We start from the raw sequence: 24342 nt of genomic DNA, 5'->3' as shown, positions 1-24342 counted from the left end.
TCATGCGTTCGCTTCTCATCTTCGCGCTCGTCGGAGTTGGAGCCCAACTCGTCGACGGTGCCTTGGGCATGGCCTTCGGCGTCACCGCTTCGACACTGTTGGTGCTCCGTGGGGTGGGGGCAGCGCAAGCGAGCGCGGCGGTGCTCCTAGCGGAAATCGGCACCACGCTTGCTTCCGGTGTGTCGCACTGGCGATTCAAGAACATCGACTGGTCGATCGTGCTGAAACTCGGGGTGCCCGGTGCGATCGGCGCCTTCGTGGGTGCGACGGTGCTGTCGTCGCTGTCGACGAAAGACGCCGCCCCGCTCATGGCCGGGATCCTTGTCGTCATCGGTGCCTATGTGCTGCTGCGGTTCTCGTTGCGGACACCGCCGGTCATTCGGTCCGGCGCGACCCCGCATACCGCCAAGTTTCTGACGCCGCTCGGTCTGTTCGGCGGATTCATCGACGCGTCCGGTGGCGGCGGATGGGGCCCGGTGACGACGAGCACGCTGCTGTCGCGTGGCAAGGCCGCGCCGCGCACGGTCATCGGTTCGGTGAGTGCGTCGGAGTTTCTGGTCGCTGCGTCGGCGTCGCTGGGCTTCGCGGTGGGACTGCGCGAGGACTTCATCGAGAACATGCCGGTGGTGCTCGGGTTGGCTGCCGGGGGCGTCCTCGTCGCGCCGTTCGCGGCGTGGCTGGTGAGCCGGGTGAGTCCGGCGCTGCTCGGCACGGCGGTAGGCGGCATCATCGTGCTGACCAATAGCCAGAAGCTGGTCCACTACTTCGGCATTGAGTGGCCGTGGTCGACGGGCATTTACACGGCGATCGTGGTGGCGTGGGCGGCCCTGGTCTTTGTCGCATGGCGGACGTCGCGGACCACGGAATTCGTGCCAGACGTGCCCGAGGCCGAGGCGACGTCGCAGGAGCAGGATCAGAATCGCGAGGTGGCTCGCATACGGTGACTCGCGGCCATATGAATTGGAAGCGTCGCCGCACGCTGCGGTAGGCTTTCGACCTGCTGCCGGCGATCCTGGCAGCACCACGGGCTGTGGCGCAGTTTGGTAGCGCACTTGACTGGGGGTCAAGTGGTCGCAGGTTCAAATCCTGTCAGCCCGACCAGAGTTGGAGCAGGTCAAGGCGGTTCCGGAGAATACGGCACCGTCATTCTTGTATCTGGCCGGGGAATGTAGCGCAACGGTCACCGAAAGCGCGGTCGAAGTCACAGCCTCAGCGATCCGCTCAGGCCTCGGAAGCGGCGCGTGCCGCAGGTGCCCGTACACATCGCGTTGCGGAGGACGAGCGGCTACACGTTTCTAGTCTGCGGAATCGTCGGTCGAAGCATGCTTGTCGGACTCGTCCTTGTCTTTCGAGTCCTTCTTGTCGGACGAATCAAGCTTGTCCGCCTGCTTCGTCAAGAGAGCGGCTAGTTCGCGGGCTTCCTCAGCTTGTAACACGTCTTCGGATACGCGCTTGTCGCTCTCGTCGAACCGCTCGAGGGTGATGGCGTTGTCCTTGATGCCGATGTCCCATCGGCTGCCTTCTTGACGAGCCATTTGATGCTGCCCTCCTCGACGAACGACCTGGATACATCGCGTGTACCCACAACCGTTGTGCCGGAACCGGCGCACGCACCGACAGCAGAGCGCCCCGATGGTCGTAGGTGCAAAACGCTGTCAGCCCGACTCAGGAATTGCGCGTGTCGGTTCAGCGATATCGCCGAGATGCTCGATGCGGTGAGTGTTTCGCCGACCCCATCGCTCAGCGGACCGGGTCGAATCGAAAAATCGGTACGGTCCCGACTAATGCCTCGAACTCTTCGGGGGTGCCCTCGGTGATCAACTGCCCCTTCTTGAGGAAGCCGACCCAGCCGGGCACCTCTGCCGGCAGTCGTCGAAGCAACGGCGCGGCTTCCTTGTCAGACAGTTCGACCATCTGGACGTGTTCGACGCGTCGACCGCGCTCCAGCCTGGCTCGATCATCGGCCCGCACGTTGGCGATCCAGTCCGCTCCTGGTACGCCCGCCACGTATTGCTTGCCGTCGACAATCATCGGCGTCACCGGCGTCGAGCGCGGCTTACCCGACTTGCGCCCGGTGACCGTCAGCACCACCGGCCCCTTGTCGCCGAAACCCAACCCGAGCCGCGACAACGCGACCATCACCTTGTTGCCCGGCTTCATGTACCACGGCAGTTTCACGCATGCTCCCGATAATTTGAACCTGATCCTCAAGTTAGAACCCAACCCTACCTGTATCTTGAGGGTCGGCGTCAACTTAGATAATGAGGTGCATATGGCGGAACAACGCGCGCTCCGTGCCGATGCTCGCCGCAACATGGAGAAGCTCCTGGACGCCGCGCGCGACGTGTTTTGTGACCGAGGGCTGGGCGCACCTCTGGACGCCATCGCAACTCGCGCGGGCGTCAGCATCGGCACGTTGTACAACCGGTTCCCGACGCGTGAAGCCCTCATTGAAGCGGCCCTGCCCGATCTCGTCTGCCGCGAAATGCAAGCCGTCGCCGACCATGCACTCGCGCAGCCCACACCGTGGCGCCGGTTCGCCGCCTACCTCGAAGGCCTGTGCTCCCTGGCCACCGCCGATCATGCAATCAGTGACGTAATCACTGGGGCGCAATACAATTCGACGGCTCTCAATGCAGTTTGTGACGACAGCTTCGCGCTCGCCAAAAGCTTGATCGCTGAAGCGCAAGCCGACGGCTCGCTACGCGACGACGTCACCTTCGACGATGTGTTCATGGAGTATTGGCTCAATGCTCAGCTAGGGGAGCACGCCGGCCCGGAAGCGGCCGCGATGTCGCGCCGCCACATCGGCATCGTGCTGGACGGGTTGCGTGCGGCCGCGGCGACGCCGTTACCGGCTAAGGACGCATCGAGCCGATGAAGTAGGTCTCGTCCCCGTCCGGGAATCCGCCGCCGTTGGTGGCGATATGGACATGGTCGAAGTGATTGGCCGTTTCGTTGCCGTAGTCCGCCGTCCAACTCGGCGCGCCGATGCCCGGGTAGAAGCCCTGCCGCCAGATCACATGCAGCACGCCCCAGCGCTCCGCATTCGCCAGCGCCAATCCGGCGATCTGGTTGCCGAGTTCGATGCCTTCTTCGGTGCCGTGGTTGGGGATCATCACGTCGATCGCCAACCCATTGGGATGCCACGGCAACGGATCTTGGCGGTAGCCGCCGATGGTGGTGATCTCGGGAAACATCACGCTGATGGCACGGGCCGCCCAGATGGTCTTGACCTGCAAACCCTCCTCGGGCGCGACGCCGGCAGGCAACGCGAACCCGATTTGGGTGTTGGCGATCGGCGCGCTTGCCGCCAACAACTCCGCCTCAGCAGGAGTGGCGGCGTTCGGCGCGCCGGCCGGCATCGAGGTCGGGCTTGGCGGGACTACCGCCGCAGTCTCGGCGCGACGCGGAGTGTCTGTGCTTTGGGCGTAGATCATCGCCGCGGAGACGGCCAGCGATGCCGCGAGTGCCAACCAGCGGCCGCGGCCGTTGGCTAACAGGTTTTTGCCCACCCGCAGCACTTTACTGTCGTTTCCGATGCGGTATGGCAATCTTCGCTGTCTCCTGGCTTGTGTCTACGGGGTGACGCCGACGGGCAAGTACCGAAGATTATCGCGCGAGCGGGTAGTCCTACTCATCCCCAACACCCCGCGGCCCGGCATGCTGAACGCATGACGCCCACCAAGTCCGTCCCCGACGCGCGCACAGTCGCCGACGGCACCACGCCCGGTCGCGACCGCGCCGTCGACGTCGCCCGACTCGCCGCCTTGGTCGTCGTCATGTTCGGGCACTGCGCCCTGCTGCTCGCCACCATCGACACCGGCGGCCTGCGCATCGGCAACCTGCTCGGCGAGGTGCCCGCGATCACCCCGATCACATGGGTCGTCCAGGTGATGCCGCTGTTCTTTCTCGCAGGCGGCGCCGCCGGCGCATACGGCTGGCGACCCGGCACACCATGGGGCACTTGGCTGGTCACTCGGGCGCAGCGACTGTGCCGGCCCGTGTTCTGGTACCTCGCCGCATGGACCGTCGGCATTCTCGTTGCCCGCATGATTCTCGGAGCGGAGTCCGCAGCGGACCTCGGACGCGAATCCGTCGCGCTGCTGTGGTTCCTCGGCGTGTACCTCGTGGTGCTCGCGTTCGTGCCGGCGCTGACCCGCCTGCGTACGGGGCGCGCGTTCGCCGTTCTCATCGCGGGCCTCCTCGCCGCCACGGCAGCAGTCGACGCGATTCGTTTCGCCGTCGGCACACCGATGTCCGGCGTCGCCAACTTCCTGTTCGTCTGGCTGATCCCCGTCGCGATCGGCGTTGCCTACGCGCGCCGACTGATCGGTCCGCGTACGGCGCTCGTCACTGCCGCAGCCGCATTCGCCACGCAGGTAACGCTCGCCGTCGCTGGAATATACGAAGTCTCCCTGGTCGTCACCGGCGTGGAGCAGATGTCCAACGTTTCCCCGCCGACGCTGTTGCTCGCGCTCCAATGCACTTGGATGTCATGTCTTTTCGTGGCCGCCGCGGGCGCGATCCGACGATGGGCCGCCCGCCCTCGCGTCTGGTACGTCGTCGCGGTGGGCAACGGGGGAGCGATGACACTCTACCTTTGGCACATCCCGGCGATCGCGGTTGCCACCTTCGCTCTGCACGCCATCGGCCTCGACGCGTATGACGTTGATGCACCAGGCTTTTGGGCCCATCTCGCGCTGCGGGCGCTGGTATTCACGGTAGTCATGGCGCTGGCATTCCGGCTTCTGTCACCGCTCGAACATCGTCGGCTGCCGTGGTGGGACGCTCCCGTCAAAGCCACCGGCGCCCGATCCACCGTCGCAGGCGCGTTGATGTGCGTTGCCGGCGTCGCGCTGGTCCTGCTCGCGAAGAACGGGCTCAGCGGTGTCGAAGGGTGGACGGCGCTCGGATGCTTTCTGGCCGCTGCGGCATTCGCTCGGATAAGCGCGTCCACATCCAGCGCTGAGCTCTAGGCTTCGAGCCATGCGCATCGACCGTGCCGCGCTCGTCGCGGGCAGCATCCGCCTGGCCTCGGGCGTCTCCTTCCTCGTCGACCCACTTCGCGCGAACCGACTGTGGGGAGAGCCCAACGATCCTGGACCGTCGGCGCGGCTTCTGCTGCGTTCGATGGGCTACCGCGATGCGCTCATCGGCGGACTGCTCGTGGCTTCAGCGCTGCGCGGGCGAGACACCCGCGGCTGGTTCCTGGCTTCGGGTGGTGCCGACGCCGCGGACCTGCTGGGCGGCATGAGCGTCCACAACGAGCTCACGCGCGGTCAGCAGATCATCGGTCTCGGCGGTGCGGTCGTCGGCATGGGCGTCGGAGCGTGGGGCGCTACGCGTCGGCGCCGACTTCCGGATTCGAGCTCCGGCTAGCCGGCCACCCCGGCGGAACAGGCCGTTGCCGGACCACCTGCGGCCACCAGAACCACTTACCGAGCAGCGCCGCGATGGACGGTGTCATGAACGCCCGAATCACCAAGGTGTCGAACAGAAGACCCAGCCCGATCGTGCTGCCGACCTGAGCGACGACGGTCAGCGAGCTGACCACCATCGACATCATGGTGAACGCGAACACCAGGCCTGCGGCCGTCACGACCGACCCCGTGCCGCCCATGGCGCGGATGATCCCGGTGTTGATCCCGGCGTGAATCTCCTCCTTGAGGCGCGCCACCAACAACAGGTTGTAGTCGGCACCAACGGCCAACAGAATGATCACGGCCATCGCCATCACCATGAAGTGCAGATCGACGCCGAGCACGTGCTGCCAGACCAGAACCGACAGGCCGAACGACGCGCCCAGCGACAGCACCACCGTCCCGACGATGACGGCAGCCGCAACGATACTTCGCGTGATGATCAGCATGATGATGAAGATCAACGCCAGCGCGGCGATGCCGGCGATCAGCAGGTCCCAGTTGTTGCCGTCCTGCATGTCCTTGTAGACCGCGGCGGTGCCGCCGAGGTAGATCTTGGACCCCTCAAGCGGGGTGCCCTTGATGGCCTCTTTCGCGGCCTGCTTGATGGCGTCGATCCGCTTGATGCCGTCCGCGTTGAGCGCGTCGCCGTCGTGGTTGATGATGAACCGCACCGCATGGCCGTCCGGCGAGATGAAGCTCTCCATGCCGCGTTTGAATTCTTCGTTGTCGAAGATCTCCGGTGGCAGATAGAAGGTGTCGTCGTTCATGGAGTCGTTGAACGCGTCGCCCATTGCCGACTGGTTATCGGTCATCGCGGCCTGCTGATCCTGCATGCCCGACTGAGTGGCGTGCATGGTCAGCATCATCGTCCGCATGCTCTTCATCGTCTCGACCGTCTCAGGCATCAGCGCCACCATCTGCGGCATCAAGGAGTCGAGACGCTCCAGGTCAGGGACCAAGGCCTGGATGTCGTCGGTCATGGTGTTGATGCCGTCGAGCGAATCGAACAGTGACCGCATCGACCAACAGACAGGGATGTTGTAGCAGTGCGGTTCCCAGTAGAAGTAGTTGCGGATCGGGCGGAAGAAGTCGTCGAAATTGGAGATGTGGTCCCGTAATTCAGCGACATCGACGGTCATGTCGCGGGTCTTGGCGACCATGCTGTGCGTCGTCGCGCTCATCTCTTCCATCAACGCGATCATCCGGCTCATCGTGTCGATGGTGTTTTGCATCTCGTCGGCCTGCACCAGCATGTCGTCCATGCGGTCCTGCATGTACTTGCGGTTCATCTCCTGGTTGACGCCGCCCATGCTCATTTGCGCCGGAATCGTGCTGAACTCAATGGGTTTGCCGCTCGGGCGGGTGATCGCCTGGACTCTGCCGATTCCCGGTACCCGGAAGACGGCCTTGGCGATCTTGTCGATCACCAGGAAGTCCGCCGCATTGCGCAAGTCATGGTCGCTTTCGACCAGCAGCAGTTCGGGATTCAACCGCGCGACCGAGAAATGCCGTTCAGCCGCGGCGTATCCCGAGTTCGCGGGAAGGTCGGCGGGTAGATAGTTGCGGTCGTTGTAGTTGGGTTTGTAACCCGGCAGGGTCAACAGGCCGACGAGCGAGAGCGCGATCGTCGCCACAAGCACGGGGCCCGGCCACCGGACGATGGCGGCGCCCAACCGCCGCCAACCACGAATTCGCATGGCGCGCTTGGGCTCCAAAAGTCCGAAGCGGCTGGCCACCGTGATCACCGCCGGCCCGAGGGTGAGCGCGACGACTACCGCCACGACCATTCCGGCCGCCAGTGGAACGCCAAGCGACTGGAAGTACGGCAGCCGGGTGAACGATAGGCAGAACGTCGCGCCGGCGATCGTCATACCCGAACCCAGCACCACATGCGCGGTGCCGCGGAACATCGTGTAGAAGGCCGTTTCCCGGTCCTCACCGATGGTGCGGGCTTCCTGATAGCGCCCGACGAGGAAGATCGCATAGTCCGTCGCCGCCGCAATCGCCAGGGTGACCAGAAGATTGGTCGCGAACGTCGACAGCCCAATCACTTCGTGGTAGCCGAGGAACGCCACGGCACCTCGGGCCGCCGACAGCCCGAGAAACACCATCACGAGCACGATGAGGACGGTGACGATCGACCGGTACACCAGCAGCAACATCAGGATGATCACGCCGAACGTGGCCATTTCGATGATCCGGACGCTTCGGTCGCCGGCGATCTGCTGGTCGGCCGCCAGCGCCGACGGTCCGGTCACGAAGACCTTGACACCCGGCGGGGGAGACAGCCCGCCGACGATTTTCTGTACCGCCTCCACCGACTCGTTCGCCAGCAATTCGCCCTGATTGCCGGCGAGATACACCTGCACATACGCGGCTTTGCCGTCGTTGCTCTGCGCGCCGGCTTCCGTCAGCGGATCGCCCCAGAAGTCTTGAATGTGCTCGACGTGCGTGGTGTCGGCTTCGAGCTTGTCGATCATGTCGTTGTAGAATCGGTGCGCTTCGGCGCCGAGGCGCTGCTCGCCCTCCAGCACGATCATCGCCGAGCTGTCGGACTCGAACTCCTCGAAGACCTGGCCGGTGCGCGTCATCGCGATCACCGACGGCGCATCGTCGGGGCTCATCGACACGGACCGCATCTGGCCCACGACTTCGAGTTGCGGCACCGTGAGGTTCAGCAGGGCGACAACGGCTATCCAGCCGATGATTATCGGGACCGAGAGCCGCCGGATCCACATCGCCAAGCCGGTGTGGCGCGTCTGCTCGGGTGCGGGGGCGGGGTCGATGGCCGGAGCGCTCACGAAATCCGGTCCTCAACGTGCCAGTTGGCCAACTCGGCAGGCTCCTCCCTACGGCCTTGCTTTCCGCATAGTCCTACCAGAACAGGACGTCACACGGTGAGCTTCGCCGAGGGCACACGCCGCTTGGGGGGCTACAGCCGACCCACGGCGTACGTTGCGGCCTCGCCGACCATCCCGTTCACGCCGTAGAGGGCGTGCGCGAACGAGGGCCCGCCTAGGGGAGCACCATTGCAGATCGTGTCTTCGGGAGTGCACAAGTTGATGGTCTTGCCCGTGTAGAGCGGGCCGATCACGATCGGTGGCGCGCCGATATCGCGCATGAACTGATCCGACGGCGTGCCGAACAACGTGACCGCTGCGACGTGGTCGGCTATCGCGGGCGGCATCGGGTTAGGTATGAACGACCGAAACTCGGGGGGCACCGACTCCGGTATCGCAGCCGCGGTGACGTAACCGGCCACGGCGGCGCCTTGCGAGAATCCACCGAGCACAATCCTGGTCTCGGGACAGTTCGCCGCCGTTGCCTCGATATGAAGGCCCGCATCCCTGATCCCGTCGATGACGCTTCTGGCGAATCCAAAACGGTCGCCAAAATCACTGCTGGCAGCGTAGTTAACGGGATAGACCGCCATCGTCTGCGTGCCGAGCTGCGATCGCAGGGTGTCGACGAACGCTTGACCAACCCCGCCAACTCCCGGTGGCTCGCTGGTGCCGCGGGCGAACACCACCTCGACGTCGGGGCAGGGCTGCGCGGTGGCCGACGGGATGGGTGCGCTGAGCAGGATCGCTGCGGCTGACACCACCGCAGCGCCAAGGACACGAGCGATGTGGCGCGCGCTCATAACTCGATGCTCACATGTCGCGACGACGGGAATGCTCGATTCGCCATTGAATGCCCCTTCTCTACAGCGGGACCCATTTCGGCCCCATCCAAATACCCCATGCCTGGTAACGGGGATCCCATACCGGCCTCTGGTCTTGTGGCGCCCACGACGGGGTGGGCGGCAGTGGCGGCGCCCACGCACGCGTCCACGACTGTCCCCACGGCGGCGGGGGCCTACATTCGCTGATCGCCGGATTCCACAACCAGAGCTTCTGGCACGGTGAGGAGTGCGCCTGCGGCGTCGAAAGCGTCACGACCGCCGTGGAAGCCAATGCCACGAGGATGCCGGCGACAAGACGACAACATCCCCGCATTGGACGACCTCCCAGAAGAAACGCGCCGGTCCCGGCTGCGTGGCATGGGGGTACCCCACTGGGCGACGCCCAAAGCATTCGGCCTTGGCTAGAGGCGCGTTGCGGCGAAGTCCGCTGCTTGGTCCACCATCCCGTTCACGGCATAGAGGTTGTGTGCGGCACCGTCGCCTGTATCAGCGCAAATCGGATCATTGGAAATGCACAGGTCGAGGGTCTTGGACGTATAGCGCGGGCCGATCACGACGGGCGGCGAGTTGATCATGCTCATGAACCGGTTCGACGGCTTGCCGAGGAGGGCGATGGCGGCGACGTGCTCGGCGATCTCGGGCCGCATTGGTGCCGGTACGCCCGCGGCGTCGACGCCATCCGGAACGGCGGCCGAGGTGACGAAGCCCATCACGGCCGCGCCTTGCGAGAACCCGCCGAGCACCATTTTGGTCTTGGGGCAGTTCGCCGCGGTGGCCTCGATGTGAGCGCTCGCGTCTCTGACGCCGTCGATGGCGGTGGGAAAGTCAGTGCTCGCGGGGTAGTTCACCGCGTACACCTGGAGGGACCGCCCGCCGATCTTCGAGCGCAGCGCGTCGACGAACGCCTGGCCGACGCCGCCAACTCCCGGTGGCTCGAACGTCCCGCGGGCGAATACCAGCTCCACGTCGGGGCATGGCGGCTGCGGTGAGGCGGATGGCTGCGCGGACGCGGATGGTAGTGGTGCGCTTACTACCGCCAAAGTCGCCAGGGCTGCACCAAGATAACGCAGGAATCGGCTTGCGTTCACGAGTCAATGCTGCCATAACGTGACGAATGCTGCGCCCCCTGTCTATGGGTGCAACAACGCCGAAACACCATGCGCGGTGCCGTAACTCGCGCGGGTGGGGTTTTCGAATTGATGACGCCGACCTCCGATCAGCCTTCGCCGGAGCTGTGATGGTCGCGCGCAGAATCGAATTGGATCGCGTTATTTACGATCGCGACGATAAGCCTTGGTGAACAAGGCAAATGACGTCGTAGTCCAATTCGAATATTTGACAAGTTAAGTAACGGTGCAGGTCGCATGCGCGATAGATGCCACGACGCTGAAGTCAAGTTGGTACCCCAACATGGGTGACGTGGACGGCTGAGCAAACTATGCTCGGTTAGCCAAAGCCCCCAATGCGCGAGCGTGGGGCGGCGACGAAAGTGGGGCCAGGGGTGGACACTGTATTGGGAGTGTCGATCACGTCGACCGGTGTCGGCTGGGTCTTGGTGGAGGGCTCCGCGGCCGACGGCGCCACCCTCGATCACGACGCTTTCGACGTCGATGTAAGCGATACCTCTCAACACGCGGTTGCCGTGCGCGGCGCCCAGGCGATCGCCGCCGCGACCGGTCATGAAATCCGCTCCATCGGCGTGACATGGACAGACGATGTCCAGACCGAAGCCAGGCAATTGCTGGCGTCCCTGACGGAGGCAGGTTACGACAACCTCGTCGAGATGCGGCTGCCGCAAGCCGCCAAAGCATGGGCGCAGGGGATCGGGCGGGATCTCGGGTTCGAGCAGACCGCGGTGTGTGTCGTCGAGCCCGCGGCAGTGACCGTCCTGAACGTCGACGCCGTCGCCGGCGCGGTTCAGATCGACGTCACCCATTCCCGCGATAGCGCCAGCGCCGACGGGCTGGGCCGCTGGCTGAGCGAGGTATTCGCGGGGAACCGTCGAAAGCCCGACAGCCTGCTCCTCGTCGGCTCGCGAAGTGATCGCGATCAGCTCGCGGGCCCGCTTGACGAGGTTCTGCCGATGCCGGTCATCAGCACCTCCGAAGCCCAGTTGGTCCTGGCCCGGGGTGCGGCGCTGGCGTTGCTGAATGACGCGGGTGTCGCTGACGTGCAGGCCGTTGGCGAGGCCGATGCTGACGAAGGTGACGACGAAGCTGACGAGCAGGCGCCGCCGGTTCGCGATAGGCCGCCGCGCATGGGGTCCTGGCTCGCGTCGCACGCCAAGCTGTCAGCGATCGTGACGGTCGGCGTGGTGGCCGTGGCGATCGCAATAATTGCAGTGGCGCCGCGACTTCTCACAGATACGCAGCCCTTAAAGTTCGAAAGTCCCACTGGGACAACGACACCCACGCTGGCTACGGCTCAGGCGGTTCCGCCACCCGTACCGTCGCCCGCCCCGCCACGGCCCGCGGCGCCGCCCCAGATGCTGGCTGCTGAACCGCAGCAGGCCGTGATGCCGACGGAAGTGTCTGAGCCCCTTGCCGTTCCGGCGCCTGAAGTGGAGTTCGTTGAGGAGGAGCCGGTCAGTACTCCTGCGGCTGAGCCGCTCGCCGTGGTGGACGAACAACATGCCCCGTCAGCGGCTGTCGGGCTCGCCCCTGGACCGATCGCTGCGCCGCCGGTTGAACCCGCCCCGGCGCCGCCGCCTCCTCCGGCCCCGGTCGGCTCAGTGCTGAGCCCGATTTTCGGCGCGTTGCCCTGATTTACCAGGTCCAGACCGAGGGGTCATTCGGCGGGTAGTTGGCGCAGACGTCGGTACCGTGCGCGACGACACCCTTGTTGTTGAAGAACAGCTTCGCCCAGTTACCCCAACGGGTTGCCACTTGTTCGTAGTAGACGTTGGTCGCGGTGTTCTCCGAATACTGCCGGCGCCCAGCGTAGTCCAGCGAGAAGAACCAGTAGATGCGGTCGCGGGCGGCCTGCTGGACGTCGGCAGGCCTGTTCTTGTAGTCGGTCATGTACCGCTCGTAGTACACCGGGTCGGTATCGCGAACCGCCGCCATGTACTGCTCGACCGTGCAGGTTGTTCTCATTATCCGATTCGGGATCGGGTACTCGTCTGTGGCGTCGGCGGAGGCAGTTCCCGGCAGCGCCATCACGACGGCGCCAAGCGCGGCGATCGCAATGTTCGCTTTTACCAACATTTCTGACTCCTTGCTATCGCGCGGCTTGTTCCAGGATCGGCAGCTTGTCGGGGCAGTACGTGCGAAGCGCCGCGCCGAGGAACTGCCACGCCTGCTCCGTCGTGGTGTCCTTTTCCAGGTTCGTCTGGACGAACCAGGCCGACTTGAAGGCGTCGGGGTCGAGGCCGTTTTGCAATCGCTTACACGTGATCTTGCCGATCCAGGCGTTGTAATCCTTCTGCCCGTAGATGCCGTAGATGTGCAGCTCGTTGGTGAAGTCGGTATCGACGTCGGCATGCGCAGGCGCCGCGACGGTCAATGCCGCTGCCACAGTGGCGATTCCGACGAAAAGTCGTCTCATGACTGCACGCCTCCCGATATCGCCGGCGTCGGCGCGTCTGGTTTGGGCCATGGCTGGGGGATCGGCCGCGTGCGCACGCGCTGCGGCCACCAGAACCATTTACCCATCAGCGCCGCGATCGCCGGAGTCATCAACGAACGGATTACCAATGTGTCGAACAGCAGGCCCAAGCCGATCGTGGTGCCGACCTGACCAATAACGGTCAGCTCACTGACCGCCATCGACATCATCGTAAAGGCGAATACCAGACCGGCCGCGGTGACAACAGAGCCGGTGCCGCCCATCGAGCGGATGATCCCGGTGTTGATTCCCGCGTGGATCTCCTCCTTGAACCGGGATACCAGCAGCAGGTTGTAGTCGGCACCGACGGCCAACAGGATGATCACCGACATGGCCAGCACCATCCAGTGCAGTTCGATGCCAAGTATGTGCTGCCAGACCAGCACAGACAGCCCGAACGAGGCGCCAAGCGACACCACCACGGTGCCCACGATGACCGCGGAGGCCACCACGCTGCGCGTGATGATCAGCATGATGATGAAGATCAAGCACAGTGCGGATATCGCCGCGATCATCAGGTCGTAGGTCGAGCCGTCGGACATGTCCTTGAACACCGCCGCGGTCCCTGCCAGATAGACCTTCGAGCCCTCCAGCGGCGTGCCTTTGATGGCCTCCTTGGCAGCCTGTTTGATCTCATCGATTCGAGAGATGCCTTCTGGCGTCATGGGGTCACCGTCGTGACTGATGATGAACCGGACCGACTTTCCGTCCGGAGAGATGAAGTTCTCCATGCCTTTCTTGAACTCTTCGTTGTCGAAGACTTCAGGTGGCAGATAGAACGAGTCGTCGTTCATCGATGCGTCGAAGGCCTCGCCCATGGCCTCCGAGTTCTCCTGCATTGCGGATTGCTGGTCTTGCATGCCCTTCTGCGTGGCATGCATGGTCAGCATCATGCGCTTCATGTTCTTCATCGTTTCGATCATCGAAGGCATCAACGCGACCATCTGTGGCATGAGCGTGTCGAGGCGTTCCATGTCCGGCAACAGTGCCTGGATGTCGTCGGTCATCGTCTGGATGCCGTCCAGGGTGTCGAACACCGACCGCAGCGCGAAGCAGACCGGGATGTTGTAGCAGTGCGGTTCCCAATAGAAGTAGTTGCGCAGCGGGCGGAAGAAGTCGTCGAAATTGGCGATGTTGTCGCGCAATTCCTGGATGTCGACGACCATCCCCTTCATCTTGGTGACCATGCTGTGGGTCGTCTCGGCCATCTGGACCGTGATGCCCTGCATCTTGGTCATCGTGTCGATGGTGGTCTGCATGTCGTCGGCCTGCTTGAGCATGTTGGCCATCAGGTCTTGGTTGTACTTCTCGTTCATCTTCTGCGTCGTGCCCTGCATGCTGATCTGGAACGGAATCGACGTGTGTTCAATCGGTTTTCCGTCCGGCCGCGTGATCGCCTGGACGCGGGATATTCCCTGCACCCGGAAAACGGCCTTGGCGATCTTGTCGATGACGAGGAAGTCGGCAGAGTTGCGCAGGTCGTGATCGCTCTCGATCATCAGCAGTTCGGGGTTCATCCGGGCCTGCGAGAAATGACGGTCGGCCGCGGCGTAGCCCTCGTTGGCCGGGAGGTCGCTCGGGAGGTAATTGCGGTCGTTGTAATTGGTTTCGTAGCCGGGCAGGGTCAGCAGGCCAACCAAAGACAGCGCAATGGTTGCGACCAGAATGGGACCCGGCCACCGGACGACCGCGGCGCCAATCTTGCGCCACCCGCGCACCCTCATCGCCCGCTTCGGCTCGAGCACCTTGCCGAACCGACTGGCCACAGTGATGATGGCGGGACCCAAGGTGAGGGCCGCGAGAACGCAGACCACCATGCCGATGGCCAGTGGGATGCCCAGTGTTTGGAAGTAGGGCAGTCTTGTGAAGCTCAAGCAGAACGTCGCGCCCGCGATGGTCAGCCCGGACCCCAGCACCACGTGGGCAGTGCCACCAAACATGGTGTAATACGCGGATTCTCGGTCCTCACCCGCACCGCGCGCCTCCTGATATCGCCCTATCAGAAATATGGCGTAGTCCGTTGCGGCGGCGATCGCCAGCGTGACAAGCAGGTTGGTCGCGAACGTCGAGAGCCCGATGATCTCGTAATAGCCGAGGAACGCCACGAAGCCGCGGGCGGCGAGCAGCTGGAACACGACCATGACGAGCGTCAAGAGCACCGTGATGATCGATCGGTAGACGAGTAACAGCATGACGATGATCACGGTGAAGGTGACCAACTCGATCATCTGCATGCTTCGGTCGCCGGCGATGTGCTGATCGGCCGCGAGCGCGGCGGGCCCGGTGACGTATGCCTTCACACCGTCGGGTGGATGCAGGCCCTCCACCAGGGTCTGGACGGATTCCACCGACTCGTTTGCCAGGGATTCGCCCTGATTGCCGGAGAGGTACACCTGGACGTAGGCGGCCTTGCCGTCGTTGCTCTGTGAGCCCGTTGCGGTGAGTGGATCGCTCCAGAAGTCCTGGACGCTCTGGACGTGCTTGGTGTCGGCTTCGAGCTTCGCGACCATGTCGTCGTAGAAGGCATGCGCATCGTCGCCGAGCGGCTCCTGGCCTTCCAACACGATCATGATCGAGCTGTCCGAGTCGTACTCCTGGAACACCTCGCCGACGCGCTTCATTGCGATCATCGACGGCGCCGATTCGGGGCTCATCGACACCGCACGCATCTGCCCGACCGTTTCCAGCTGGGGCACAACGCTATTCAGGACCGCGATGACGGCGAGCCAGCCGAGGATGATCGGTATCGCCAGCCGGCGGATCATCTTCGGGAGCAACGGCCGGGCCGCGTGTCGTACGGGCGGGAAGGCGTCGGTCGTCGGCTCGCTCGTCGGCGCGCTCATGCGGATTTCACCAAGCAGAAGGTTTGGGCGGTCACGCCGGTAGAGGTTCTTTCGTCCTTGATTTCGTCATCGACGGTGATGCGGCAGGTGATGGAATCACCGTCGCCCTGGGCGACGATGTTGGGCGCCGCCGACGGCGCCGTTGTTTGCAGCGTGATCGTCCACGGCAGGGCGGCGCCGTCGATTCGTTGCGGCTTGGCGTCCAGATCTAGGTAGTTGATGTCGGCGTAGCTTCCGTTGCCGAAAATCTCGTACTTCACCACTTTGGGGTCGAACGGCTCTGGGTCGTCGGCGAAGACCTTGGGAGTGACGATGATGCCCTCAGCGCCGAAGAAGGTGCGGATCCGGTGAACGGTGAAGCCCGCAATGGCGACGACAATGACGATGACAACTGGAATCCACACACGTTTGGCAGCCTTGATCACCGGAAAAATCTCCCCCGACCTCTGTCAATCATGTGCGCCCTCGAGTCTTATGTGAGTCTTCGCCGCTGTTCAGCCAACCTTAACTTAGCCGGTATAAGTTCTCACCCTGCCCTAGGTTAGCTCAAGTAATCGTGTGGCTGCTCACTCCATCGAAGCGGGTGCGATCTGAGTCACTCTGCGGCTCTAACCCGCAGGTCAGCGCCCGACGTCGCGCCGACCATGGGGCTGACCCGCCGCACGTCCGGAGAGGCTGCTGAACGTAACTCTCAACATCGACTTTTGGGCGAAAGCTCAGCGACGGGGGTGCAAGTCGTGGCCAGAGTAGGGAACGATGTGGGGCATGGGTAACTTCATTCGTCGTTCGGCACTCGTCGCGGCTGCCTTCGCGCCGATCGCGGCCCTTTCGGTCGTGACGTCGCCCACGGGCGTGGCGCAACCCCTCAATTGCCCGGCCGGACAGTGGTGGGATCCGGGGTCCAACACGTGCAAGTCTGCGGTGCCGCTGAACTGTGCACCCGGAGAATATTGGAATCCGATATCTAACGTCTGCCGGCCGCTCGGCCAGGTCTAGACCACTCGACCGGGTCAGCTGAGCCCGAAGTCGAGAACGCCCCGGATGATCTCGCCGTTGAGCAGGTCGGCGTACGCATCGTTGATGTCGTCTAGGCGGTAACGCCTGGTGATCATCTCGTCGAGCTGCAGCCGACCCGTCTGGTAGAGCCGCGCAAGCCTGGCGATGTCGGCCTTCGGGTTGCAAGACCCGAACACCGTGCCGACCAGGTTCTTGTTCCACAGGATGAAGTTCTGCAGGTCGATCTTGGCCGAACGCGTCGTCTGCGCGGTCATTCCGGTCAGCACGCAGGTACCGCCCTTGCGGGTCAGCATCAACCACTTGTTGACGTCGTCGCCGGAGATGAGGGACGGGGCGACGACGACGCTGTCGGCCATCACCCCGTAGGTCAGATCACGAACCAGCTCGGTCGCCTCGGCGACGGTGGCCACGCTGTGGGTAGCTCCGAAACCCAGGGCCGCCTTCTGTTTGAACTCGACGGGATCGACGGCGATGATCTGTGCCGCGCCGTTGATGTGAGCGCCCTGGATCGCCGCGGCGCCGATTCCGCCCGCGCCGATGACAACGACTGTGTCACCGCCGCGCACGTTCGCCCGGTTCGCGGCCGAGCCGTATCCGGTGGGAATCGCGCACGAAAGCAGTGCACTAGGGACCAGAGGCAGGTGCGGTTCGATCTTCACCAATGAGTTCTGCGAGACCACAGTATGTTTCGCGAACGCGCCGACCTTGGAAAGGTGGCCGAGCGGACGGCCCTCGGCGGTGTGGTGCCTAAACGTTCCGTCGGTGGGCATCCCGGGTGCCATGGTCATGGCGCCGTAATCGCACAGGTATTCCATGCCGGTCGCGCACCACCGGCACTGTCCGCACACCGCGACGAAAGACATGACCACGTGATCGCCTGCCGCGAACTCCGTTACTCCGTCGCCGACCTCGATGACGGTTCCTGAGCCCTCGTGGCCGCCGATGAGGGGAAACATTGGGGTAAGGCCGTATTCGCGGGCGACATCGTTGGACATCGACATGTCGCCCTTGAGGATGTGGTCGTCGGAGTGGCAGAGGCCGGCCGCGGCCATCTCGACCAGAACTTCGCCGGTCCGGGGGGAATCGAGCTCGAAGTCTTCGACCGACCACGGCCCGCCGACATCGTGCAGTATTGCGGCGCGGCTCTTCATGACGCGCGGTGCTGCTTGCCGTGCATGCCGAGAATCGTCGGACCGAATACCAACCCGATGGTCTGGTTGCACATCTCCGAGCCGTACACCTCGTCGTCGCGGAAGGCCGCAAATACGCTCTCGAAGTCGAACAGCGTCGACTCTTGCGCCGGTCTCAGCTCCGGGGGCGCCATCGAGGTGTCCATGATGGTCCCGCACCACACCGGTTCGGACTTGCGTTTGTACTCGAAGAACGGATAGGGGTCGCCGGCCATGTCCACCGCGGTGCGCTCGTCGTGGGAATCGGTGCTGATCGTCACTCGTGCCTGCCCAACTCTCGACGATTCTGTGTTTTCCTATCTTTACTATTTTAGGTAATCTGGGTCAAGGGAACTGAGAGGACGGGATGCGGCGCTTACCGGTGTGCTCGATCGAGGACCTCCCGCCGGGGACCATGAAACTGGTACAGGCAGGCAAGTTCGGTGTGGGCGTTTACAACATCGACGGTTCGCTGTATGCCATCGCGAACTACTGCTCACACGAGGGTGCGCCGCTGTGTGCGGGCTACGTCGGCGGCACCAACGAGTTCGCTCCGGAGTTGCCGGGGCGGCTGCGCCATGTGCGGGCGGGCCGCATCGTGCGATGCCCTTGGCACAATTGGGAGTTCGACATCACGACGGGTGTGACCGTTGCGGATCCGGACAGGCGCATCCGGACATATGAAGTCGACGTGACCGACGGGCAGGTGTACCTGACTGCATGAGCGAAGCTTACGAACGAATCATCGACACTGAATGCGGCGGCCGAGCCTGCGAGGCCGGCGCATGACCGTCATCGATGCCAACGTGCAACCGCATTTCCGGTACAACGCCGAAATCCGCCGCTATCTCGGGCCTGCGCACAAACTGCGTTCGATTCCCGACGTCGAACAGCAGTGGTACCAGGCGCCCGGTGGGGATTACCGCCAGGATCTCTATGGCGAGCATTACCCGGGTTCCGATCCCGATACGGTGTCGCGCCACTTGTTCGAGGAGGCCGGCGTCGACTACGCGATCCTCAACCCGTTGACGCGCGGCAACATCGCCGACTATCTGCTCAACAGCCGGATCTGCGCGGCGGTCAACGACTGGCTGTTGGACCGGTGGCTGGAGCCCGACGTGACGGGTCGATTCCTGGGCACCATCCGCGTCAATCCCGAGGACCCCAACGGCGCGGTTGACGAGATCGAACGGCTGGCAGATCATCCCAAGATGGTGCAGGTCGGCGTGCCGATGCAATCGCGCGAGCCGTACGGCAAGCCGATGTTCGAGCCGATCTGGGAAGCGGCCGCCGCGCACGGTCTGCCGGTAGCCGTGCACATCAACGGCGGCAACGGCGTCGACCACGCGCCCACGTTCGCCGGCCACGCCTACACCTACCCGGGATACGCCGCGTTCATGCCGCTGAACGGGTTCGTGCATCTGGCGACGCTCATCATCGAGGGCATGTTCGGGCGCCATCGGGACCTTCGATTCGTGTTCGCCGACGGTGGCTACGACATTCTCACGCCGCTGATGTGGCGGCTGGATACCTTCTGGGTGTCGATGCGCGACCAGACACCGTGGGTCGACCGGTACCCGAGCCAGTACCTGCCAGACCACGTGCGGTTCTGCTCGTCGGCGTTCGACGGGCCAACCGACGCGGCTAGTGCCGAACGATGGTTGGACTTCACGGATAAGGCGGAGCTGCTGATGTACGGATCGAGTTACCCGCATTGGTCGACGTCGGCACCGGAGGCCGTGGCGGAAGGCCTTCGTGGCGAGCAGCGCGAAAAAGTGTTGTGGCGAAACGCAAGTGACCTATACGGCATTACGGCCGAAGTCGAAGGAAGTCTGTCATGACGACAGTAGAAGAACGCAGAGGTGATGCGGTCCTCGAGGATATCGCGGTCACCATCGTCGACACCGACGTCCACCCCTTGCCGGTGTCGGCCGAGGTACTCAAGTCCTATGCGCCCGCGCAGTGGCGGGACAAGCTGTGGCCGACCGGCAACGCCGTCTCACCGATTCCGCACTTCTACGACACACCCGACTCGTACAAGACGATGTCACTGCGCGTCGACGCCAGCCCTCCCGGTGGCGGAATTGCGGGAAGTGACCCCGATTTCGCCGCCAAGCAACTGCTCATCGACGCCGGTGTCAGTATCGCGCTGCTGGAGCCGATGTGCGATGCACAGCTACCGCAGGCCGAACACGTGCTGAAGGCCACCCACAACGACTGGCTCGCTGATGTTTGGCTTGGCGACAACAACTGGCACGGGCGTTGGCGCGGAGCCATCAGCGTCACCGCGCAGGCACCTGATCAGGCGGCTCGCGAGATCGAGCGGTGGGCCGGTCACCCCTACATGGCCGAGGTGCTCATGACGCCGCAGACCCGTGGGATCCCGTTCGGCAGTCCGCATTTCGATCCGTTGTACAAAGCAGCTGCGCGACACGGCTTTCCGGTCGCCACCCATTTGATGGGACAGACACCGTTCGAACTCATTCCGCTATATCCGGTCGGCAATCCCGCGCATTGGCACGACTTCTTCGCGTCGTGGCCGCTGCTGTATGTGTCGCATCTGATGAGTCTGGTGTTCGACGGCGCGTTCGACCGGCATCCCGACTTGCGGGTGGTGTTTGTCGAGGGTGGATTCACCTGGGCGATGCCGGTGATGTGGCGGATGGACCGAATTTGGGAGCAGCGCAAGGCTGATCTGCCGCACGTGCGTCGCAGGCCGTCGGAGTACGTCCGCGAGCATGTCCGGTTCACCACTCAGCCGCTGGAGGACGTCAACGTCGGGATGTACCGGGACTATCTGGAAATGATGGATCTCGGTGACTGCCTGATGTTTTCGACGGATTACCCGCACTGGAGCTACGACTCGCCGGCCTGGGCGCTCAAGCGGTTCCCGCAGGATCAGCGTGAGGGCATCATGCGGGGCAACGCCACCTCCCTCTATGGTCTGCCGTCGACGGTCAAGGCGCTGCCCGGTGAACAGCCGGCCTCTATCTGACATCACCGACCTGGTCCGGGAATACGACAAGCGGTGGTCAAGCCTGGATTTCGATGGGCTGGCGAATCTTTGGGACCGCGACGGGCCGGCGCCGGTCTACCTCGGCGAGGAGTACGCCGCGCCGGTGGTCGGAAACGACGAGCTTGATCGGCACTTCGCCCGGATCGCAGGCAGGCTCAAGGCGGCCACAGTGTCATCGACACTGCACACCTGCGACGCGGTCGACGAAAAGGTGGTGCGGGCGGTGTTGCTCAGCCGGTGGCGGCTCACGGCACAGGAGTCAGACCTCGAGCACACGGGGGCCAGCTGGATCACCTGGCTATTGGTGCGGCGGGGCGGGCGATACCGCATCGTTCACCACATGGAATCAGACGTCTACTTGGCCGACGGCTAGCCGCGAGCAGACTCGGCGCGTCGCTCCACCTCGATCGGCACCACCGGCGAGCGCGCCGATGGCCCTCGGGTGATGGCGTGCAGCCTGATTTCCGGCAGATCGACCGACGGGTCGACGGTGTCCAACCACGCGACGGCCTCGGCCACATCGGCGGCCCGTATCGCATACATCTCGAACGGAACATCTTGCAGCATCTCGGTTTCCACGGGCCCCGGTGTGACGATGTGGACGTTGATGCCGTCGCGGTCGACCTCCTTGGCCAGCGCGAGCGCGAACGCGTTCATCCCCGCCTTCGACGCGGAGTACGCCGTGCGTGCCCGCATCGGCTCGTGGGCGGCCGAGGAGGAGATGAACACGATTCGCGAGCCTGCCTTCATCCGAGGCAGCGCCGCCGATGTGACGACGAAACAAGAATCGAGGTTGGCCGACATCGTCGCCCGCCACTGCTCGAAAGTCTGCTTGCGCGCGTACGTTCCGCCGAGGATCCCAGCCGCGTGCACCAGGAGATCAATCTCGCCTGCCGCGCTCACCGCCGGTTCGAACTTCCCGGGGTCGGCCGCGTCGGCGACGACATATCGTGCACCGATGTCGGCTGCCGCTGCGCTCAGCTGCGATTCACGCCGTGCGGTGAGTATGACGTCGTAGCCAAGCTCGACAAGCTTGCGGCCGCAGGCTTTTCCGATGCCGCCGCTGCCGCCTGTGACCAACGCTGTTCGCACACCGAACCTTTCAGCGTTGGCGGCGCGCCAGTGCCTGCGGCGACAATGCGACGATTCGCTGCTCGGGATCGGCTGCCAGGAAGAACGATTGGGTATCGGCAAGATGCCGCGCCGCGAGCTTTCTCGCGCGCTCTGCATCACCCTTTTCGATCGCGTCGGCGATCTTGTTGTGTGTGGTCAGCGCGATGCGACGGCTGCTCATCGCGGGGTACTCGCCACGCGCCGCCGTCTCGTTGGCCCACCACTGCAAGTGGCTGCTCCACAGGGTCTCAAGGCTGCCAACGACCGCGATCATCGTGTGGTTTCCGCATCCGCGCACGATCTCGTCGTGAAACTGCCCGCCGATCTCCGTGAAGCGGGCGCCGTCTTCGATGTGTTCGGCCATCGACTCGTTGAGTTCCTTGAGCTTCGGGACCAGCGTTTCTCCGCGATCGGGGCGCCGGGCCGCAATGGCGGCACACATCGGGTCAAGCTCCTGCAGCGCCGTGCCAAGGTCGGCCAGCGGCACATAGTCGCTCTGCAGCAGCAGGCCGAGCATATAGGCCGCGCTTGCCTTGGCAGGGGCGTGAACCACGGCGCCACCACGGTTGCCGCGCCGGACCGACACAAGACCCTCGGTTTCGAGGATTCGCAACGCTTCCCGCAACGACACGAGGCTGACGTTGAACTGCTCGACGAGGACTTCCTGACGGGGGAGCAGGTCGCCGTCGGCGAGGTCGCCGTCGATGATCTGCCTGCGGATCTCGTCCGCCACGATCTCAGCGGTCCTACGCGCCGACAGCCGACGACGCGCTTCGGAACCGATTCCCAGTGTTGTCATATCTTGGCAATCTTAACAGTGATAGGCCGCCGACCAGGGATGTACGGTCCGCTATCTGACAATAGTAACTAAGATGCTAAAGAAACCAGGGAGGTTGTGCGCGTGAGCGGCGAAGCACCTACCCCGCTTGGGGATCTGCGTGTCGTCGAGGTCAGCGACCGGATCGCCGGCGGGTACTGCGGCAAGCTACTGGTCGATGCGGGCGCCGATGTACTCAAGGTCGAGCCGGCCACCGGCGATCCGTTGCGGCGGTTCACTGCGAGCGGCGCCGTGCCGGCGAGCGGTACGGACTCGCCGATGTTCAGCTATCTCAACGCCGGGAAGCGCAGCGTAACAACGCTTTCGGAGGACCTGCTGGTCCGCGCGGATATCGTCATCGTGACCGCGACCCGTTTCGCGGCTCTCGAGCGCGGCATCGATCCCGATGCATTGCTCGACGCCGCGCCCACCTGCATCGTCGTCACCGTCTCTGAATTCGGATGGACAGGTCCATGGGCGGAACGCCCGGCGACGGAGTTCACCCTGCAGGCGTGGTCAGGGTTGACCGGATTCCGTGGAGACCCGGCAGGCCCGCCGATCTCGATCGGCGGCGAGATCGGGGAATACATGGCCGGCGCGTTCGCCGCGTATGGCGCACTCGCGCTGCGTCGGAGGGTCCGCCGCGGAGGTCCTGGTGGGCACCTGGATCTTTCGATGCTCGAGGCGATCACGTTGATGCAAAGCGGTGAATGGCTGCACTCGCAGTTGTTGGGGGTGCCGCCCGTCAAGCGGTCCATCGAGGTCCCGTCCATCGAGCCGGCCAAGGACGGTTACGTCGGCATCAGCATGGTGACCGGCCAGCAGTGGCTGGACTTCGCCGCGATGGTGGACTGCCCGGAATTCACCGAGATTCCCGAGCTTCGATTCCAGCTGGGACGGTGGGCCCACCGCGACTGGATACGGGAAAAGATCGGGCCCTGGATGCGGGAGCGCACCGTCGACGAGATCGTCGAGCTCGGTCAGCTGTTCCGGTTGCCGATCGCCCCGCTGGGCAATGGTTCGACGATTCCCGATATGGACCACATGCGCGAGCGTGGCGTCTATGTCGATAACCCCGCCGGGTTTCGGCAACCGCGGGCCCCGTGGCTGATGTCGGTCGCGGCCCCCGCCCCGCTGCGCAAGGCACCCTCGATCGGAGAGGCCAACGACGATTCCCGCTGGCCGACAAGGCAATCCGCGGAACCGACGTCATCACGGGAACGGCCATTGGCGGGTGTGCGGATCGTGGACCTCACCGCGTTCTGGGCAGGTCCGTCGGCAACGCACTCGCTGGCGGCATTCGGCGCGGACGTGATCAAGATCGAGTCGATCCAGCGTCCAGACGGCATCCGCTATTCGGGCGGCATGCGCACAGATGTCGACGACTGGTGGGAGTACGGCTGGGTGTTCCACGCGATGAACACCAACAAGCGGTCTGTGACGCTCGATCTCGCGTCCCACGACGGCGCCCGGCTGTTCAAGACCTTGGTGAGCCAGGCCGACGCGGTGGTCGAAAACTTCTCGCCGCGGGTGATGGACCAGTTCGGGCTTGGAGCAGACGTCCTACTGGCGCTCAATCCCCGGCTGGTGATGGTCAGAATGCCGGCTTTCGGGTTGACCGGGCCGTGGCGCGACCGAGTCGGCTTCGCC

Annotated in this window: 24 protein-coding genes and 1 tRNA gene; 11 read left to right on the top strand and 14 right to left on the bottom strand. The window is 64.0% G+C overall.

Annotated elements, in window-relative coordinates:
• Nucleotides 1-2: 2 nt before the first annotated feature.
• Together VFH65_RS19060 and VFH65_RS19055 are read left to right on the top strand one after the other, a co-directional pair.
• Entirely contained in the window at nt 3-944 is a 942-nt protein-coding gene (locus VFH65_RS19060; protein ID WP_353323546.1) for a sulfite exporter TauE/SafE family protein, read from the top strand.
• A gap of 80 nt (nt 945-1024) precedes the next feature.
• Nucleotides 1025-1101: transfer RNA gene (locus VFH65_RS19055), tRNA-Pro, on the top strand.
• A gap of 194 nt (nt 1102-1295) precedes the next feature.
• On the opposite strand, the gene VFH65_RS19050 is transcribed toward VFH65_RS19055, so the two are convergent.
• On the bottom strand, nt 1296-1535 hold the full coding sequence (locus VFH65_RS19050) for a hypothetical protein (protein WP_353323544.1): 240 nt from the start codon (nt 1533-1535) through the stop codon (nt 1296-1298).
• A 205-nt stretch (nt 1536-1740) separates the two neighbouring features.
• Nucleotides 1741-2160: a nitroreductase family deazaflavin-dependent oxidoreductase gene (locus tag VFH65_RS19045; RefSeq protein WP_353323550.1), complete on the bottom strand. Its 420-nt coding sequence runs from the start codon at nt 2158-2160 to the stop codon at nt 1741-1743.
• On the opposite strand from VFH65_RS19045, the gene VFH65_RS19040 reads away from it, so the two are divergent.
• A complete protein-coding gene (locus tag VFH65_RS19040) occupies nt 2147-2881 on the top strand; it encodes a TetR/AcrR family transcriptional regulator (RefSeq protein WP_353323543.1) in 735 nt (244 codons plus the stop codon). The two genes, VFH65_RS19045 and VFH65_RS19040, sit on opposite strands and share 14 nt — an antisense overlap.
• On the opposite strand, the gene VFH65_RS19035 is transcribed toward VFH65_RS19040, so the two are convergent.
• Nucleotides 2859-3524 (bottom strand): glycoside hydrolase, encoded by a 666-nt coding sequence (locus tag VFH65_RS19035; RefSeq protein ID WP_414688453.1) that lies wholly within the window; start codon nt 3522-3524, stop codon nt 2859-2861. The genes VFH65_RS19040 and VFH65_RS19035 overlap by 23 nt on opposite strands.
• A 150-nt stretch (nt 3525-3674) precedes the next feature.
• Between VFH65_RS19035 and VFH65_RS19030 the strand changes: the two genes are divergently transcribed.
• Together VFH65_RS19030 and VFH65_RS19025 are read left to right on the top strand one after the other, a co-directional pair.
• Nucleotides 3675-4979, top strand: a complete 1305-nt coding sequence (locus VFH65_RS19030; protein ID WP_353323541.1) for an acyltransferase family protein — start codon at nt 3675-3677, stop codon at nt 4977-4979.
• Between the two features lie 10 nt (nt 4980-4989).
• Complete coding sequence (locus VFH65_RS19025; RefSeq protein WP_353323540.1) at nt 4990-5382, top strand: DUF4267 domain-containing protein; 393 nt, start codon at nt 4990-4992, stop codon at nt 5380-5382.
• On the opposite strand, the gene VFH65_RS19020 is transcribed toward VFH65_RS19025, so the two are convergent.
• From VFH65_RS19020 to VFH65_RS19010, 3 genes are all read right to left on the bottom strand, one after another.
• Nucleotides 5342-8164 (bottom strand): RND family transporter, encoded by a 2823-nt coding sequence (locus tag VFH65_RS19020; protein WP_353323549.1) that lies wholly within the window; start codon nt 8162-8164, stop codon nt 5342-5344. The two genes, VFH65_RS19025 and VFH65_RS19020, sit on opposite strands and share 41 nt — an antisense overlap.
• A gap of 194 nt (nt 8165-8358) precedes the next feature.
• Nucleotides 8359-9069, bottom strand: a complete 711-nt coding sequence (locus VFH65_RS19015; protein ID WP_353323538.1) for a cutinase family protein — start codon at nt 9067-9069, stop codon at nt 8359-8361.
• Nucleotides 9070-9512: 443 nt separating this feature from the next.
• Nucleotides 9513-10199, bottom strand: coding sequence for a cutinase family protein (locus tag VFH65_RS19010; protein ID WP_414688452.1), 687 nt, complete (start codon nt 10197-10199; stop codon nt 9513-9515).
• A gap of 413 nt (nt 10200-10612) precedes the next feature.
• Between VFH65_RS19010 and VFH65_RS19005 the strand changes: the two genes are divergently transcribed.
• A complete protein-coding gene (locus VFH65_RS19005; RefSeq protein WP_353323537.1) occupies nt 10613-11875 on the top strand; it encodes a DUF7159 family protein in 1263 nt (420 codons plus the stop codon).
• A gap of 1 nt (nt 11876) precedes the next feature.
• On the opposite strand, the gene VFH65_RS19000 is transcribed toward VFH65_RS19005, so the two are convergent.
• The 6 genes from VFH65_RS19000 to VFH65_RS18975 all read right to left on the bottom strand — a co-directional run bounded on the left by VFH65_RS19000 (nt 11877) and on the right by VFH65_RS18975 (nt 18027).
• Complete coding sequence (locus tag VFH65_RS19000) at nt 11877-12317, bottom strand: DUF5078 domain-containing protein (protein WP_353323536.1); 441 nt, start codon at nt 12315-12317, stop codon at nt 11877-11879.
• 13 nt (nt 12318-12330) lie between these two features.
• Nucleotides 12331-12657 carry a DUF732 domain-containing protein gene (locus tag VFH65_RS18995; RefSeq protein WP_353323534.1) on the bottom strand — a complete coding sequence of 109 codons (327 nt, stop codon included), beginning with the start codon at nt 12655-12657 and terminating at the stop codon, nt 12331-12333.
• The gene (locus VFH65_RS18990) at nt 12654-15560 is read right to left on the bottom strand and encodes an RND family transporter (RefSeq protein ID WP_353323532.1); all 2907 of its coding nucleotides are present in this window, start codon (nt 15558-15560) and stop codon (nt 12654-12656) included. The genes VFH65_RS18995 and VFH65_RS18990 overlap by 4 nt, the downstream gene beginning before the upstream one ends.
• Nucleotides 15557-15985: an MmpS family protein gene (locus VFH65_RS18985; protein ID WP_353323531.1), complete on the bottom strand. Its 429-nt coding sequence runs from the start codon at nt 15983-15985 to the stop codon at nt 15557-15559. Before VFH65_RS18985 ends, VFH65_RS18990 begins: the two co-directional genes overlap by 4 nt.
• 585 nt (nt 15986-16570) lie before the next feature.
• The gene (locus tag VFH65_RS18980) at nt 16571-17728 is read right to left on the bottom strand and encodes a Zn-dependent alcohol dehydrogenase (protein WP_353323530.1); all 1158 of its coding nucleotides are present in this window, start codon (nt 17726-17728) and stop codon (nt 16571-16573) included.
• On the bottom strand, nt 17725-18027 hold the full coding sequence (locus VFH65_RS18975) for a hypothetical protein (RefSeq protein ID WP_353323529.1): 303 nt from the start codon (nt 18025-18027) through the stop codon (nt 17725-17727). The genes VFH65_RS18980 and VFH65_RS18975 overlap by 4 nt, the downstream gene beginning before the upstream one ends.
• Nucleotides 18028-18113: 86 nt before the next feature.
• Here VFH65_RS18975 and VFH65_RS18970 point away from each other — a divergent pair, with 86 nt between their 5' ends.
• The 4 genes from VFH65_RS18970 to VFH65_RS18955 all read left to right on the top strand — a co-directional run bounded on the left by VFH65_RS18970 (nt 18114) and on the right by VFH65_RS18955 (nt 21135).
• A complete protein-coding gene (locus VFH65_RS18970; RefSeq protein WP_353323527.1) occupies nt 18114-18470 on the top strand; it encodes a Rieske (2Fe-2S) protein in 357 nt (118 codons plus the stop codon).
• A gap of 61 nt (nt 18471-18531) precedes the next feature.
• Nucleotides 18532-19587 carry an amidohydrolase family protein gene (locus VFH65_RS18965; RefSeq protein ID WP_353323526.1) on the top strand — a complete coding sequence of 352 codons (1056 nt, stop codon included), beginning with the start codon at nt 18532-18534 and terminating at the stop codon, nt 19585-19587.
• On the top strand, nt 19584-20741 hold the full coding sequence (locus VFH65_RS18960; RefSeq protein ID WP_353323525.1) for an amidohydrolase family protein: 1158 nt from the start codon (nt 19584-19586) through the stop codon (nt 20739-20741). Before VFH65_RS18965 ends, VFH65_RS18960 begins: the two co-directional genes overlap by 4 nt.
• Nucleotides 20719-21135: a hypothetical protein gene (locus VFH65_RS18955; RefSeq protein ID WP_353323524.1), complete on the top strand. Its 417-nt coding sequence runs from the start codon at nt 20719-20721 to the stop codon at nt 21133-21135. Before VFH65_RS18960 ends, VFH65_RS18955 begins: the two co-directional genes overlap by 23 nt.
• Here the strand turns inward: VFH65_RS18955 and VFH65_RS18950 are convergent.
• Nucleotides 21132-21854 (bottom strand): SDR family oxidoreductase, encoded by a 723-nt coding sequence (locus tag VFH65_RS18950; RefSeq protein WP_353323523.1) that lies wholly within the window; start codon nt 21852-21854, stop codon nt 21132-21134. The genes VFH65_RS18955 and VFH65_RS18950 overlap by 4 nt on opposite strands.
• Nucleotides 21855-21864: 10 nt before the next feature.
• Nucleotides 21865-22674: a FadR/GntR family transcriptional regulator gene (locus VFH65_RS18945; RefSeq protein ID WP_353323521.1), complete on the bottom strand. Its 810-nt coding sequence runs from the start codon at nt 22672-22674 to the stop codon at nt 21865-21867.
• 102 nt (nt 22675-22776) lie between these two features.
• Between VFH65_RS18945 and VFH65_RS18940 the strand changes: the two genes are divergently transcribed.
• Nucleotides 22777-24342, top strand: a 1566-nt coding sequence (locus VFH65_RS18940) for a CoA transferase (RefSeq protein WP_353323520.1), incomplete at its 3' end; no start/stop codon positions are given.

Source organism: Mycobacterium sp. (assembly GCF_035697385.1).
Taxonomy (GTDB): domain Bacteria; phylum Actinomycetota; class Actinomycetes; order Mycobacteriales; family Mycobacteriaceae; genus Mycobacterium.
The sequence above is the reverse complement of the archived record's forward strand: the minus strand, read 5'-3'. Positions and strand labels throughout refer to the sequence as shown.

Excerpts from the sequence above, each read along its gene's own strand:
- VFH65_RS18970 (WP_353323527.1), top strand. The coding sequence starts at position 18,114 with ATGCGGCGCTTACCGGTGTGCTCGATCGAGGACCTCCCGCCGGGGACC.
- VFH65_RS18995 (WP_353323534.1), bottom strand. The coding sequence starts at position 12,657 with ATGAGACGACTTTTCGTCGGAATCGCCACTGTGGCAGCGGCATTGACC.
- VFH65_RS19050 (WP_353323544.1), bottom strand. The coding sequence starts at position 1,535 with ATGGCTCGTCAAGAAGGCAGCCGATGGGACATCGGCATCAAGGACAAC.
- VFH65_RS19000 (WP_353323536.1), bottom strand. The coding sequence starts at position 12,317 with ATGTTGGTAAAAGCGAACATTGCGATCGCCGCGCTTGGCGCCGTCGTG.
- VFH65_RS19060 (WP_353323546.1), top strand. The coding sequence starts at position 3 with ATGCGTTCGCTTCTCATCTTCGCGCTCGTCGGAGTTGGAGCCCAACTC.
- VFH65_RS19045 (WP_353323550.1), bottom strand. The coding sequence starts at position 2,160 with ATGAAGCCGGGCAACAAGGTGATGGTCGCGTTGTCGCGGCTCGGGTTG.
- VFH65_RS18960 (WP_353323525.1), top strand. The coding sequence starts at position 19,584 with ATGACGACAGTAGAAGAACGCAGAGGTGATGCGGTCCTCGAGGATATC.
- VFH65_RS19020 (WP_353323549.1), bottom strand. The coding sequence starts at position 8,164 with ATGTGGATCCGGCGGCTCTCGGTCCCGATAATCATCGGCTGGATAGCC.
- VFH65_RS18980 (WP_353323530.1), bottom strand. The coding sequence starts at position 17,728 with ATGAAGAGCCGCGCCGCAATACTGCACGATGTCGGCGGGCCGTGGTCG.
- VFH65_RS19025 (WP_353323540.1), top strand. The coding sequence starts at position 4,990 with ATGCGCATCGACCGTGCCGCGCTCGTCGCGGGCAGCATCCGCCTGGCC.
- VFH65_RS18965 (WP_353323526.1), top strand. The coding sequence starts at position 18,532 with ATGACCGTCATCGATGCCAACGTGCAACCGCATTTCCGGTACAACGCC.
- VFH65_RS18990 (WP_353323532.1), bottom strand. The coding sequence starts at position 15,560 with ATGAGCGCGCCGACGAGCGAGCCGACGACCGACGCCTTCCCGCCCGTA.
- VFH65_RS18945 (WP_353323521.1), bottom strand. The coding sequence starts at position 22,674 with ATGACAACACTGGGAATCGGTTCCGAAGCGCGTCGTCGGCTGTCGGCG.
- VFH65_RS19030 (WP_353323541.1), top strand. The coding sequence starts at position 3,675 with ATGACGCCCACCAAGTCCGTCCCCGACGCGCGCACAGTCGCCGACGGC.
- VFH65_RS19015 (WP_353323538.1), bottom strand. The coding sequence starts at position 9,069 with ATGAGCGCGCGCCACATCGCTCGTGTCCTTGGCGCTGCGGTGGTGTCA.